This is a genomic window from Streptomyces apocyni, assembly GCF_009739465.1.
Classification (GTDB): domain Bacteria; phylum Actinomycetota; class Actinomycetes; order Streptomycetales; family Streptomycetaceae; genus Streptomyces; species Streptomyces apocyni.
Genome location: NZ_WHOM01000033.1, coordinates 133,339 through 146,629 on the forward strand (window position 1 = coordinate 133,339; position 13,291 = coordinate 146,629).

The 13,291-nt window shown below is 69.9% G+C and carries 12 protein-coding genes; 1 reads left to right on the forward strand and 11 read right to left on the reverse strand.

Annotation, left to right across the window (positions count from 1 at the left end; all coding sequences use genetic code 11):
• The first annotated feature begins 45 nt into the window (after window positions 1-45).
• Entirely contained in the window at window positions 46-1,278 is a 1,233-nt protein-coding gene (locus GCN81_RS01140; protein WP_156721497.1) for a DUF349 domain-containing protein, read from the forward strand.
• 103 nt (window positions 1,279-1,381) lie between these two features.
• Here the strand turns inward: GCN81_RS01140 and GCN81_RS01145 are convergent, their stop codons facing one another.
• The 11 genes from GCN81_RS01145 to pdxS all read right to left on the reverse strand — a co-directional run bounded on the left by GCN81_RS01145 (window position 1,382) and on the right by pdxS (window position 13,155).
• Window positions 1,382-3,922 (reverse strand): RelA/SpoT family protein, encoded by a 2,541-nt coding sequence (locus tag GCN81_RS01145; protein ID WP_156721498.1) that lies wholly within the window; start codon window positions 3,920-3,922, stop codon window positions 1,382-1,384.
• Between the two features lie 167 nt (window positions 3,923-4,089).
• A complete protein-coding gene (locus GCN81_RS01150) occupies window positions 4,090-4,629 on the reverse strand; it encodes an adenine phosphoribosyltransferase (RefSeq protein ID WP_156721499.1) in 540 nt (179 codons plus the stop codon).
• The gene (gene secF / locus GCN81_RS01155; RefSeq protein ID WP_156721500.1) at window positions 4,626-5,801 is read right to left on the reverse strand and encodes a protein translocase subunit SecF; all 1,176 of its coding nucleotides are present in this window, start codon (window positions 5,799-5,801) and stop codon (window positions 4,626-4,628) included. Before secF ends, GCN81_RS01150 begins: the two co-directional genes overlap by 4 nt.
• A 1-nt stretch (window position 5,802) precedes the next feature.
• Entirely contained in the window at window positions 5,803-7,584 is a 1,782-nt protein-coding gene (gene secD / locus GCN81_RS01160; RefSeq protein WP_156721501.1) for a protein translocase subunit SecD, read from the reverse strand.
• A gap of 149 nt (window positions 7,585-7,733) precedes the next feature.
• Window positions 7,734-8,213, reverse strand: coding sequence for a preprotein translocase subunit YajC (gene yajC / locus GCN81_RS01165; RefSeq protein ID WP_156721502.1), 480 nt, complete (start codon window positions 8,211-8,213; stop codon window positions 7,734-7,736).
• A gap of 163 nt (window positions 8,214-8,376) precedes the next feature.
• Window positions 8,377-9,459, reverse strand: a complete 1,083-nt coding sequence (ruvB, locus tag GCN81_RS01170) for a Holliday junction branch migration DNA helicase RuvB (protein ID WP_156721503.1) — start codon at window positions 9,457-9,459, stop codon at window positions 8,377-8,379.
• A 50-nt stretch (window positions 9,460-9,509) separates the two neighbouring features.
• Entirely contained in the window at window positions 9,510-10,118 is a 609-nt protein-coding gene (ruvA, locus tag GCN81_RS01175) for a Holliday junction branch migration protein RuvA (protein ID WP_156721504.1), read from the reverse strand.
• Window positions 10,115-10,669 carry a crossover junction endodeoxyribonuclease RuvC gene (gene ruvC, locus GCN81_RS01180; RefSeq protein WP_156721505.1) on the reverse strand — a complete coding sequence of 185 codons (555 nt, stop codon included), beginning with the start codon at window positions 10,667-10,669 and terminating at the stop codon, window positions 10,115-10,117. The genes ruvA and ruvC overlap by 4 nt, the downstream gene beginning before the upstream one ends.
• A gap of 137 nt (window positions 10,670-10,806) precedes the next feature.
• The gene (locus GCN81_RS01185; protein WP_156721506.1) at window positions 10,807-11,559 is read right to left on the reverse strand and encodes a YebC/PmpR family DNA-binding transcriptional regulator; all 753 of its coding nucleotides are present in this window, start codon (window positions 11,557-11,559) and stop codon (window positions 10,807-10,809) included.
• Window positions 11,560-11,607: 48 nt separating this feature from the next.
• Window positions 11,608-12,216, reverse strand: a complete 609-nt coding sequence (pdxT, locus tag GCN81_RS01190; protein WP_156721739.1) for a pyridoxal 5'-phosphate synthase glutaminase subunit PdxT — start codon at window positions 12,214-12,216, stop codon at window positions 11,608-11,610.
• A 21-nt stretch (window positions 12,217-12,237) separates the two neighbouring features.
• Entirely contained in the window at window positions 12,238-13,155 is a 918-nt protein-coding gene (pdxS, locus tag GCN81_RS01195; protein ID WP_156721507.1) for a pyridoxal 5'-phosphate synthase lyase subunit PdxS, read from the reverse strand.
• Window positions 13,156-13,291 lie beyond the last annotated feature (136 nt).

Sequence of the window (13,291 nt, forward strand, 5' to 3'; positions counted from 1 at the left end):
CCCGGGGCCGCGGCCCCGCGCAGGCATCATGGTGGAGGAGGCGCTGTGAGCAGCGACCCGTGGGGCCGCGTCGACGAGGCGGGGACCGTGTACGTGCGTACGGCCGACGGAGGCGAGCGCGTCGTCGGTTCGTGGCAGGCAGGCTCGCCCGATGAGGCGCTGGCCTACTTCAAGCGCAAGTACGACGGCCTGGTGGTCGAGATCGGGCTCCTGGAGCGCCGGGTGCGGACGACCGATCTGTCGACGAAGGACGCCATGACCGCGATCGACCACCTGCGCGAGCAGGTCGTCGACGCCCACGCGGTCGGTGACCTGGAGGCTCTGGGCCAGCGTCTGGACAAGCTGGTCGAGACGGTCGAGGCCCGCCGCGAGGAGCGCAAGGCGCAGAAGGCGAAGCAGACCGACGAGGCCCGGCACTCCAAGGAGGCGCTGGTCGCCGAGGCCGAGGAGCTGGCCCAGAGCGAGCAGTGGCGGTCCGCCGGCGAGCGGCTGCGGGCGCTGGTGGACATCTGGAAGGGACTGCCGCGGCTTGACCGCAAGTCGGATGACGAACTGTGGCACCGCTTCTCGCACGCCCGGTCCGCCTTCTCCAAGCGCCGTAAGGCGCACTTCGCCGCGCTGGACGCCCAGCGCGAGGAGGCCCGTAAGGCCAAGGAGCGGCTGGTCACGGAGGCCCAGAGCCTGTCGAAGTCGACTGACTGGGGTCCGACCGCCGCCCGGTACCGCGAGCTGATGACGGAGTGGAAGGCCGTAGGCCGCGCGCAGCGTGAGCACGAGGACGACCTGTGGAACCGCTTCCGTGGCGCGCAGGACGTGTTCTTCACGGCGCGCAGCGAGGTGTTCGCCGAGCGGGACGCCGAGCAGACGGAGAACCTGAAGCTCAAGGAGGAGCTGGCCGAGGAGGCCGAGAAGATCCTCCCGGTGACGGACCTGAAGGCGGCCCGCGCCGCGTTCCGCTCGATCAACGAGCGCTGGGAGGCTATCGGCCACGTACCGCGTGACGCGCGGCCGAAGGTCGAGGGCCGGATGCACGCCGTGGAGCGGGCCATCCAGGAGTCCGAGGAGAAGGAGTGGCGGCGCACCAACCCGGAGGCGCGGGCGCGTGCCGAGGGGCTCACGGGTCAGCTGCAGGCCGCGGTGGACAAGCTGCGGGGTCAGGTGGACGCGGCCCGCGCTGCGGGGAACAACGCCAAGGCGGACAAGCTCCAGCGGGAGCTGGACGGCCGCCAGGAGCTGCTTGACCAGGCGCTGAAGGGGCTGCACGAGTTCGGCGGCTAGTGCTGGTCGGCTGTGTGCACTGACGCCGAGGGGCTCCCGTACATCGCGTACGGGAGCCCCTCGGCGTTCCTGTCGCTGCGGCCTACGGGCCTGCGGGCCCGGCCTACGGCCTGCGGGCCGACGTCACGCGGTAGACGTCGTACACGCCCTCCACGCCACGTACGGCCTTGAGGACGTGTCCCAGGTGCTTGGGGTCGCCCATCTCGAAGGTGAAGCGCGAGGTGGCCACCCGGTCGCGGGACGTCTGGACGGCCGCCGACAGGATGTTGACGTGCTGGTCGGACAGGACGCGGGTGACGTCCGAGAGCAGCCGCGAGCGGTCCAGGGCCTCCACCTGGATGGCGACCAGGAAGACCGAGGACTGGGTGGGCGCCCACTCGACCTCGAGCATCCGCTCGGGCTGCTGGGAGAGCGCGTCGACGTTCACGCAGTCCTTGCGGTGGACTGAGACGCCGCTGCCGCGGGTGACGAAGCCGATGATCGGGTCGCCCGGCACGGGGGTGCAGCAGCGGGCCAGCTTGACCCAGACGTCGTCGACTCCCTTGACCACCACGCCGGGGTCGGAGCTGGTACGGCGCTTACGGCTGCGCGTGGGCGGGGCCGTCTCGGCGATGTCCTCGTTGGCCGCGTCTTCGCCGCCGAGCGCCTGGACCAGCTTCTGGACGACGTTCTGCGCGGTGACATGGCCCTCGCCGATCGCCGCGTACAGCGAGGAGATGTCCGGGTAGCGCATCTCGTGCGCGAGAGTGACCAGGGAGTCCCCGGTGAGGATGCGCTGGATCGGCAGGTTCTGCTTGCGCATCGCGCGGGCGATGGCGTCCTTGCCCTGCTCGATGGCCTCGTCCCGGCGCTCCTTGGAGAACCAGGCGCGGATCTTGTTACGGGCCCGGGGCGACTTGACGAAGCCCAGCCAGTCACGGGACGGTCCCGCGCCAGCGGCCTTGGAGGTGAACACCTCCACCAGGTCGCCGTTGTCCAGGGTCGACTCGAGCGGCACCAGGCGTCCGTTGACCCGTGCGCCGATCGTCCGGTGGCCGACCTCGGTGTGGACGGCGTAGGAGAAGTCGACGGGTGTGGCACCGGCGGGCAGCGCTATGACGTCGCCCTTGGGCGTGAAGACGAAGACCTCGTTACGGGACAGGTCGAAGCGCAGGGACTCCAGGAACTCCGAGGGGTCCTCGGTCTCCTTCTGCCAGTCGAGGAGCTGGCGCAGCCACGCCATGTCGTTGACGGCGCCAGCGTCCTTGCCGGCCTTGCCGGCTGCGCTCTTGGGGACGTCGGTGCGCACCTTGGAGGCCCCGGCGACGGCCTCCTGCTTGTACTTCCAGTGCGCGGCGATGCCGTACTCGGCCCTGCGGTGCATGTCGAAGGTGCGGATCTGGAGTTCGACGGGCTTGCCGTTGGGGCCGATCACCGTCGTGTGCAGTGACTGGTACATGTTGAACTTGGGCATCGCGATGTAGTCCTTGAACCGGCCGGGGACCGGGTTCCATCGCGCGTGCACCGTGCCGAGGGCCGCGTAGCAGTCGCGGACCGTGTCGACCAGGACCCGAATACCCACCAGGTCGTAGATCTCCGCGAAGTCACGGCCACGGACGATCATCTTCTGGTAGACGCTGTAGTAGTGCTTGGGCCGTCCGGTGACGGTGGCCTTGATGCGGGCGCCGCGCAGGTCGGACTGGACCTCGTCGGTCACTATGGCGAGGTACTCGTCGCGCTTGGGGGCGCGCTCGGCGACCAGGCGCACGATCTCGTCGTACATCTTGGGGTAGAGGATCGCGAAGGCGAGGTCCTCCAGCTCCCACTTGATGGTGTTCATGCCCAGCCGGTGTGCCAGCGGAGCGTAGATCTCGAGCGTCTCGCGGGCCTTCTGCTCCTGCTTGTTGCGCTTGAGGTAGCGCATGGTGCGCATGTTGTGCAGCCGGTCAGCCAGCTTGATGACCAGGACGCGCGGGTCCTTGGCCATGGCGACGACCATCTTGCGTACGGTCTCGGCCTGCGCGGCCTCGCCGAACTTGACCTTGTCCAGCTTGGTGACGCCGTCCACCAGGAGGGCGACCTGGTCGCCGAAGTCGCGGCGCAGGGTGTCCAGGCCGTACTCGGTGTCCTCGACGGTGTCGTGCAGCAGACCCGCCATCAGGGTGGCCGGGTCCATGCCGAGCTCGGCGAGGATGGTGGTCACGGCGAGCGGGTGGGTGATGTACGGGTCGCCGCTCTTGCGCTTCTGGCCGCGGTGCCAGCGCTCGGCGACCTGGTAGGCGCGCTCGATCTGGCGGAGTGTGGCGGTCTCGATCTTGGGGTCGTTGCTGCGCACGATCCGCAGCAGGGGCTCAAGGACCGGGTTGTACGGGTTGGAGCGCTGCACACCGAGCCGGGCCAGGCGGGCGCGGACCCGGTTGGATGACCCGCCGGAGCGCGCGGGCTGACCCGCGGTCGACGGGCGTACGGCGGGGGCCGCGGCGCTGCCCTGCGACCGCCCGGCCGGGGGCGCGGGGCGTGCCTTTTCGGCCGCCTGGTCGCTCTTCGGGGGCGTGGCAGCCGGTGCCGCGGCCTGGGGCTCAGCGGTCTCAGCGGCGTCGGCCTGCCCGGACTGCTGCTCGGGCTGGGGCTTCGCGGCGAGTGGCTGATGGGCCTCGTCTGGCAAGAGCGCTCCTCATGCAGGTTCCGGCCCCCCGATCAGGTCCGGAAGTCCATGGTATCGAGCCAACGGCTCGGGCTCGCGTCCGTCCGCTGAGCGGGACACCTGTGGGGGACGCGCGAGGCGGGCACCTGGAGTGTTCCAGGTGCCCGCCTCGGCTTGCTACGACTGGGTCAGAGGGTGATGAGGGCGTCCAGCGGGGCGCCCTGGAGAGCGGGTTCCAGACGGGGCCTGCCGCCGAGGAAGCCCAGTTCCATCAGGACCGCGACGCCAGCGACCTCGGCCCCGGCGCGACGGATGAGCGTCAGCGATGCCTCCGCCGTGCCGCCGGTGGCCAGGACGTCGTCGATGACCATGATCCGGTCCCCGGTGACCAGGTCCTCGGCGTGCACCTCGATCTCGGCGCTGCCGTACTCCAGGTCGTACGCCTGCGAGAGGGTCGCTCCGGGGAGCTTGCCCGCCTTGCGTACGGGGATGAAGCCGAGGCCCGCGCGGACCGCGACCGGGGCGCCGAGGATGAACCCCCGTGCCTCGAGGCCGACGATCTTCGTGGCACCGTGCCGGACGCAGAGTTCCGCCAGGGTGTCCGTGAGGATCGTGAAGGCCGCCGGGTCCGCCAGCAGCGGGGTGATGTCCTTGAACATCACGCCCGGCTGCGGGTAGTCCGGGACGTCGCGGATACGGCTGAGCAGCAGCTGGCCGGCCTCGGTCATCGGCGCTTCCCCGAGGGGCGGCCGCGCCCGCGCGCGCGGGACTGCGGCTGGGTGCGGCGCTGGCCCGCGATGGGTCCGGCGCCCACGGTCGCCGTGGCGTCCGATACGTCGTCAGGCGCGTCGTCCACCTGCTCCGCGGCCAGGTCGGCCCCGGTCCGTGGCACGTCGTTCAGCTCGTCCTCGTCGGACCCACCGGCCTCGGCGCGCTTGGCGCGCTTGTGCAGGACGCGCTTGTCGTGCGCCTTGACAGCCGGGTCACGGTTCTTGAGGTCGACGACCACCGGTGTGGCGATCATGATCGACGAGTAGGTTCCCGCGGTCAGGCCGACGAACAGCGACAGCGCGATGTCCTTCAGCATGCCGCCGCCGAGCAGACCCGCGCCGATGAACAGCAGTGCGGCCACCGGCAGCAGGGCGACGATCGAGGTGTTGATCGACCGCACCACCGTGCCGTTCACACCCTGGTTGGCGAGCTCCGCGTACGTGTGCCGGCTGTCGTCGCTCAGGGTCGCGGTGTTCTCCCTGACCTTGTCGAACACCACGACCGTGTCGTAGAGCGAGTAGCCGAGGATGGTGAGCAGGCCGACCACCGTGCCCGGAGTGACCTCGAAGCCGACGATGGCGTACACGCCGACGGTGATCACGAGGTCGTGGACGAGGGCGACCAGCGCGGCCACCGCCATCCGCCACTCAAAGGCGATCGCCAGATAGACGCTCACCAGGACCAGGAAGATCACCATGCCGGTGAGGGCCTTGCTGGTCATCTGTTCGCCCCAGCTGGGGCCGACCAGTTCGGCGTTGAGATCCCCGGCGGGAATCCCGAGGTCCTTGGCGAGGGCCTCGCGGGTCTCGCCCTGGTTGTCGGTGTCCAGGCCGGTGACCGTGATGCGCAGCGAGTCGTTGCCCAGGCGCTGCACCTTGGCGTCGCGGCCGGACACCGACGAGGCGGTGTCCCGTGCGTCCTCCACCGACAGCTCGGTGCCCGCCGGGGTGGTGAAGACGGCTCCGCCCCGGAACTCGACGCCCATCTCCAGGCCCTTGAAGCCGAGGCCACCGAGCGAGATCGCCACCAGGACCAGCGAGATCAGGTACCAGATCTTGCGGCGGCCGATGAAGTTCAAACCGATGTCACCACGGTGCAGCCTGCCACCGAGATCGCCCAACCTTGACATCTCAGGCCTCCTTCGGTTCGGCGGACGGGGCGGCGGCGCGGCGACGGCCCCTGATCGGCGGGGTAGCACCCAGACGCTTGGGGTCCAGGCCGGACATCGGGTGTCCGTCGTAGAAGAACTTGCGCCTGGCCAGCAGGGTGGTCATCGGCTTGGTGAGGCCGAAGACGACCACGACGTCCAGCAAGGTGGTCAGGCCGAGGACGAAGGCGAAGCCCTGGACCGTGCCGACCGCGGCGAAGAACAGGACCACGGCCGCCAGGAACGAGACGACGTCGGACACCAGGATGGTGCGCCGGGCCGTGGGCCAGGCCCGCTCGATGGCGGGGCGGATCGACCGGCCGCCGCGCACCTCGTCCCTGATGCGCTCGAAGTAGACGATGAACGAGTCGGCCGTGATGCCGATGGCCACGATGGCGCCGCACACGGCGGGCAGACTCAGCGCGAAGCCGACGGCGGGCCCCATCAGCGACATGATCACGTAGGTCAGCCCGCCCATGAGCGCGAGGCTGGCTACCGCGACAAGGGCGAGCGCCCGGTAGTAGAAGACCAGGTAGGCGACGACGAGCAGCAGGCCGATGACACCGGCGATCAGGCCCGTCTTGAGCTGCTCCCCGCCCAGCGAGGGCGAGATCGTGAGGACGTTGACCTCTTCGAAGGAGAGCGGAAGCGCGCCGTAGGACAGGATGTTCGCCAGGTTCTGGGCTGACTCCTGGTTGAAGCTGCCGGTGATCTCGGCGTTCTTGCTGAGCGTGGTCCGCACGCTGGGGGCGGAGACGACGTTGTTGTCGAGGACGATCGCGAACTGATTCTGCGGGGGCTGCTGCTGCGAGAGCTTGGAGGTGATCGACGCGAACTTCTTGGACCCCTTGCCCGTGAAGTCCATGGTGACCTTCCAGATCCCCTGCTGGGGATCCAGTTGACCCTTGGCTTCCTTGACGTCGGTGCCCTCTACCTCGGCGGGGCCGAGGATGTACTTCTCCCACTGCTCAGCGGCGTTCTTGCCGCAGGCCACGATCGTGTCGGTGGGCTTGGTGCCCTCGGCCGCCTTGGTCCGCTGCGCCGGCTTGGTGCAGTCGAGTTCGGTGAACTTCTTCTGCAGCGCCGCCGTCTCCGCGTCCGCGGAGGGGTCGGGCATGGGGGAATCGGAGGCCTTGGGCTTGTCCGACGCGTCGGCCGAAGGCGAGGGGTCGTCGTCGGCCTTCAGGGCGTCGGTGACGGCCCGGCCCTGCGTCGTCGCGGTCGGGGAGGGCGACGCCGAGGGGTCGCTCGCCTCGTCCTTGGCGTCCTTGTCGTCCTTCTTGCCGTCGTCCTTGGCGTCCTTGTCGTCGGCCTTGGGCGTCTCGGAGGGCGACGCGGCGGGGTCGGGGGTCGGCCCGCCCGGAGCCAGCGTGATCACCGGGCGGAAGTACAGCTGGGCGGTGGTGCCGACCTGCTCCCGCGCCTGCTCCTCGTCCGTCCCCTTGGGGACGTTGACGATGATGTTCTTGTTGCCCTGCGTCTTGACCTCTGCCTCGGAGACGCCGAGACCGTTGACACGGCGGTCGATGATGTCGACCGCCGTGTTCATGTTGGTCTCGTTGATGGCGCTTTCCCTGCCGGGCTCAGCCTTCGCCTCGAGCGTGATGCTCGTGCCGCCCGCGAGGTCGATGCCCAGGCGGGGTGTGGTGTGCCCGGAGAGGAACATCCCCCCGGTGAGCGCGACCATGGCGATCAGGATCAGGGCCAGTGCCCGCCCCGGCCTGGCCTGGCCGCTCTGCCTCCGGCCCTTCTTCGGTGCTGCCACCTTGTCGTTTCTCCCTGTCCGACCGCCCGGGGCCGATTAACGCCCGTTGGCCCTGTGTGGGCGGCGATGAAGTGGTGTCGAGACCCCTTGCGAAGCACGCACGATCCAGCGGACCGCGGCGCGTCCTGGCGCCCCGGTCCTCGGTCGTCCTACTTCGCGTCGGACTCGCCGTCGGTCTTCTTCGGCTCCGCGCTGTCCGTCGCGGCCTCGGCCGAAGCGGTGTCGGCGTCCTTCTTGCCGAGGTCGATGCGCGAGTCGTCGGAGTCGGCGGCGCTGTCGGAGGCGTCGTCGATCAGCGAGGAGGCGTCGTCCGGCACCACGGTGCCGTCGGCCTCGAGCTCGTCGGACGTGCCGTGCACGATGCGGTTGTACTCCTCGTCATCGAGAACGGCGCCGACGGAGTTCTTGGCGTAGACGGCGTGCACGCCCGGGGCCACCTCAAGGAGGATCGTGTCGTCGTGGACCTCCTTGACGGTCGCGTACATGCCCCCGATCGTGCGGATACCGGTACCGGGCTGCATCTGGTCGCGCATCTGCGCCGCCTGCTGCTGCTTCTTCTTGGCGGAGCGCGTCATCAGGAACATGGCCCCGATGAGCACGATGAAGGGGAGGAGGGTCACGAGACTCACGGGTCGGACTTCCTTCGTACGACCGCGCTGGTGGGCGGCCGGATGGATGGGGGTGGGCATGCTGCCGACAAGGGCGGCATCGGCGGAGTCTAAGCGAGTCCGCACCTATGGAACAACGCTCAGCATGGCACCGAGGTTCCTGGCCGTGCGAGGACGCACGCCGTCAAGCCCTGAACAGGCCCTGTTGCCCCGCTGTGCCGCTTCCCTGGGTCTGCGGCGGTACGAGGCCCAGATGAGCCCACGCCGCGGGAGTAGCCACCCGGCCACGCGGGGTGCGGGCCAGCAGACCCTCGCGGACCAGGAAGGGCTCCGCGACCTCCTCGACGGTCTCGCGCTCCTCCCCCACGGCCACAGCCAGGGTCGACAGGCCCACCGGTCCCCCGGCGAAGAGCTTGAGCAGGGCCTCCAGGACGGCCCGGTCCAGGCGGTCGAGTCCCCGGGCGTCAACCTCGTAGACCCGCAGGGCCGCGGCGGCGATCTCCTGGGTGATGAAGCCGTCGGCCTTGACCTGCGCGTAGTCGCGGACGCGGCGCAGCAGGCGGTTGGCGATACGGGGTGTGCCACGCGAACGTCCGGCGATCTCCGCCGCGCCGTCCGTGTCGATCGTGACGTCCAGGAGTTCGGCGGAGCGGTGGATGACGCGCTCCAGCTCGGCGGGCTCGTAGAACTCCATGTGCGCGGTGAAGCCGAAGCGGTCGCGCAGCGGGGGCGGCAGCAGCCCGGCGCGCGTGGTGGCGCCGACGAGCGTGAAGGGCGGCAGTTCGAGGGGGATCGCGGTGGCGCCGGGGCCCTTGCCGACGATGACGTCGACCCGGAAGTCCTCCATCGCCATGTAGAGCATTTCCTCGGCGGGCCGGGACATCCGGTGGATCTCGTCGAGGAAGAGGACCTCGCCTTCCTGGAGGGAGGAGAGGATCGCGGCCAGGTCGCCCGCGTGCTGGATGGCGGGGCCGCTGGTGATGCGGATGGGGGCTTCCATCTCGGCGGCGATGATCATGGAGAGGGTGGTCTTGCCGAGGCCGGGGGCGCCGGAGAGCAGGACGTGGTCCGCGGTGGCGCCGCGCTGCCTCGCGGCCTTGAGGACGAGGTCGAGCTGCTCGCGCACCCGCTCCTGGCCGACGAACTCGGCCAGGGACTTGGGGCGCAGGGCCGCCTCGACGGCCTGGTCGTCGCCGTCCGCCGCGGCCGCGACCAGTCGGCCGCCTTCGGTGTCGTCGGCCGGGGGTGCGGTGTCGTCCCAGTTCACGGGGGTGCCTCGCGAGTCGTCGGTCGGGGGCTGGCGGGTGGGGTTGCCGGTCAGCGGGTGCGGTTGAGGGTCTGCAGGGCGGCCTTGAGGAGCTGGCCCACCTGCGGGGTGCCGCCCGCCGCCTCGGCCTGCGGGGCGACCGCGGCGACCGCGTCGTCGGCCTCGCGGGTGGCGTAGCCGAGGCCGATGAGCGCGGCGTGCAGTTGGTCGCGCCAGGAGCTCGCCTGCGGGGCGCGGGCGGCGGGCATGCTGCCGAGCGGCTCGCCGAGGCGGTCTTTCAGTTCGAGCAGCAGCTTCTGGGCGCCCTTCTTGCCGATGCCCGGTACGGCCGTGAGCGCCTTCTCGTCGGCCGTGGCCACGGCCCGGCGCAGGTCGTCCGGGGAGTGCACGGCCAGCATGGCCTGGGCGAGCCGGGGGCCGACGCCGCTGGCGGTCTGGAGCAGTTCGAAGGTCTGGCGCTCGTCGTCGTCCGCGAAGCCGTAGAGGGTGAGCGAGTCCTCCCGCACGACCAGGGAGGTGGCCAGTTTGGTCTGCTGGCCGACGCGCAGCCCGGAGAGGGTGTTCGGCGCGCACTGGACGGCCATGCCGATGCCACCCACCTCCACCACCGCGGAGTCGGGGGCGAGGGCCGCGACCGGGCCGCTGACGAACGCGATCATCGCGTGACCTTCCGTACGGGGACTGCGGGGGCGGAGGCGCGGCGGGCCGCCGCGTGTGCCTGCTGGAGGCGGTTCAGCGCGGGGGCGCGCCAGATGTGGCAGATGGCGATCGCGAGGGCGTCGGCCGCGTCGGCGGGCTTGGGCGGTGTGTCGAGCCGCAGGAGACGGGTGACCATGGCGCCCACCTGGGCCTTGTCGGCTCGGCCGCTGCCGGTGACGGCGGCCTTGATCTCGCTGGGCGTGTGCAGGGCGACGGGCAGGCCGCGCCGGGAGGCGCAGAGCATGGCGACGGCGCTGGCCTGGGCGGTGCCCATCACCGTACGGACGTTGTGCTGGCTGAACACCCGCTCCACGGCCACGTACTCGGGGCGGTGTGCGTCGAGCCACTGCTCGATGCCGCGCTCGATGGCCACCAGCCGGTCGCCGATCTCCGCGTCAGCCGAGGTGCGGACGACGCCCACGCCGAGCATCGTCAGCGGGCGTCCCGCGGTGCCCTCGACGACACCGATGCCGCACCGGGTCAGCCCCGGGTCCACGCCTAGCACCCGCACGCCGCCCCGCCCCCTTCTTCGCTCACCTGTTTGTGCAGGCTATCGGCTCGCACTGACAACTGCCGACAACGGAGCGGGCCGACGGGGTGTGTGTCCCCGTCGGCCCGTGTGCCCGCGCTGAATTGAGCCAAGCCCGATCAGGCGTCGACCTTCTCCATGACCTCGTCCGAGACGTCGAAGTTGGCGAAGACGTTCTGCACGTCGTCGCTGTCCTCGAGGACGTCGATCAGCTTGAAGATCTTCTTCGCGCCCTCCTCGTCCAGCTCGACCTGCATGGTCGGGACGAAGTTGGCGTCGGCCGAGTCGTAGTCGATACCGGCCTCCTGGAGCGCGGTGCGCACCGCGACCAGGTCGGTCGCCTCGCTGAGCACCTCGAAGGACTCACCCAGGTCGTTGACTTCCTCGGCACCCGCGTCCAGGACCGCGCCCAGAACGTCGTCCTCGGACAGCTCGCCCTTGGGGACGATCACCACGCCCTTGCGGTTGAACAGGTACGAGACAGATCCCGGGTCGGCCATCGAGCCGCCGTTGCGGGTCATCGCGACGCGTACGTCGGAGGCCGCGCGGTTGCGGTTGTCGGTGAGGCACTCGATGAGCACCGCGACGCCGTTGGGGCCGTAGCCCTCGTACATGATCGTCTCGTAGTCGGCGCCACCGGCCTCGAGACCGGCGCCGCGCTTGACCGCGGAGTCGATGTTCTTGTTCGGGACCGACTGCTTCTTCGCCTTCTGGATGGCGTCGTAGAGGGTCGGGTTGCCCTCGATGTCGGCGCCGCCCATGCGTGCCGCGACCTCGATGTTCTTAATCAGCTTCGCGAAGAGCTTGCCGCGTTTGGCGTCGATCACGGCCTTCTTGTGCTTCGTCGTAGCCCATTTAGAGTGGCCGGACATCTGCCTGTCTCCTTCGCGTAACCCATCTCTGTACCAGCGTCAGAGATCCTACCGGGCGCGTGCCACCTGCTGGGCGCGCACCATGTCCACGAACAGCGTGTGCACCCGGTGGTCGCCTGTCAGCTCCGGGTGGAACGACGTGGCCAGGACGTGGCCCTGGCGTACGGCGACGATGTGGCCCTCGTGCTCGGCGAGCACCTCGGTGGTGGCGCCCACCGACTCGACCCAGGGGGCGCGGATGAAGACGCCCTCGACCGGTCCGCCCTCGATGCCCTGGACCGACACGGCCGCCTCGAAGGACTCGTTCTGCCGTCCGAAGGCGTTACGGCGCACGATCATGTCGATGCCGCCGAAGGTCTCCTGGCCCGAGCGCGGGTCAAGGATCTTGTCGGCGAGCATGATCAGCCCGGCGCAGCTGCCGTAGACCGGCAGGCCCGCCCTGATCCGCTCGCGCAGGGGCTCCGTCAGGCCGAAGAGCGCGGCCAGCTTGGAGATGGTGGTGGACTCGCCGCCGGGTATGACCAGTCCGTCGACCTCGGCGAGCTCTTCGGGGCGCCGGACCGGCCTGGCCACGGCGTCCGCCGCGGCCAGGGCGACCAGGTGCTCCCGTACGTCGCCCTGGAGTGCCAGAACTCCGATGACCGGGCTGTCAAGGATGTCACTCATCGAATGCGCGCCTTACCAGCCGCGGTTGGCGTAGCGCTCGGTCTCGGGCAGGGTGTCGCAGTTGATGCCGACCATGGCCTCGCCCAGGTTGCGGGAGGCGTCCGCGATGACCTTCGGGTCGTCGTAGAAGGTGGTGGCCTTCACGATGGCGGCGGCGCGCTTGGCCGGGTCGCCGGACTTGAAGATGCCGGAGCCGACGAAGACGCCCTCGGCGCCGAGCTGGCGCATCAGCGCGGCGTCGGCCGGGGTGGCGACACCACCGGCGGAGAACAGCACGACGGGCAGCTTGCCGAGCTCGGCGACCTCCTTGACCAGCTCGTACGGGGCGCGCAGGTCCTTGGCGGCGGCGTACAGCTCGTTGTTGTCGTAGCCGCGCAGGCGGGCGATCTCGTTCTTGATCTGGCGCATGTGGCGGACGGCCTCGACGACGTTGCCGGTACCGGCCTCGCCCTTGGAGCGGATCATGGCCGCGCCCTCGGCGATCCGGCGCAGGGCCTCGCCCAGGTTGGTGGCACCGCACACGAAGGGGGTGGTGAAGGCGAACTTGTCGCTGTGGTTGACCTCGTCGGCCGGGGTCAGAACCTCGGACTCGTCGATGTAGTCGACGCCCAGCGACTGCAGGATCTGGGCCTCCACGAAGTGGCCGATCCGGGACTTGGCCATGACCGGGATGGAGACGGCGTTGATGATGCCCTCGACCATCTCCGGGTCGGACATCCGGGCCACGCCGCCGTCCTTACGGATGTCGGCCGGGACCCGCTCCAGGGCCATCACCGCGACCGCGCCCGCGTCCTCGGCGATCTTCGCTTCCTCGGGCGTCACGACGTCCATGATCACGCCGCCCTTGAGCTGCTCGGCCATGCCGCGCTTCACGCGCGCGGTGCCGATCTCGGGGGTCTGGGTGGTGGGGCTGGAGAGCGTGCTGGACACGGATGACCTCGCTGAAGTGAAGAGAAGTTCTGCAGTCTCGAGACAACCTCCCCCGAGCAGTCCACATCAAGGGCCAATGGTCACCCGGTGGATCATTTTCCCCTTCCCCTCCTCGAAACTCCAGTTCAGGGCACCG

Excerpts from the sequence above, each read along its gene's own strand:
- ruvA (WP_156721504.1), bottom strand. The coding sequence starts at position 10,118 with ATGATCGCGTTCGTCAGCGGCCCGGTCGCGGCCCTCGCCCCCGACTCC.
- secF (WP_156721500.1), bottom strand. The coding sequence starts at position 5,801 with ATGTCAAGGTTGGGCGATCTCGGTGGCAGGCTGCACCGTGGTGACATC.
- GCN81_RS01185 (WP_156721506.1), bottom strand. The coding sequence starts at position 11,559 with ATGTCCGGCCACTCTAAATGGGCTACGACGAAGCACAAGAAGGCCGTG.
- GCN81_RS01150 (WP_156721499.1), bottom strand. The coding sequence starts at position 4,629 with ATGACCGAGGCCGGCCAGCTGCTGCTCAGCCGTATCCGCGACGTCCCG.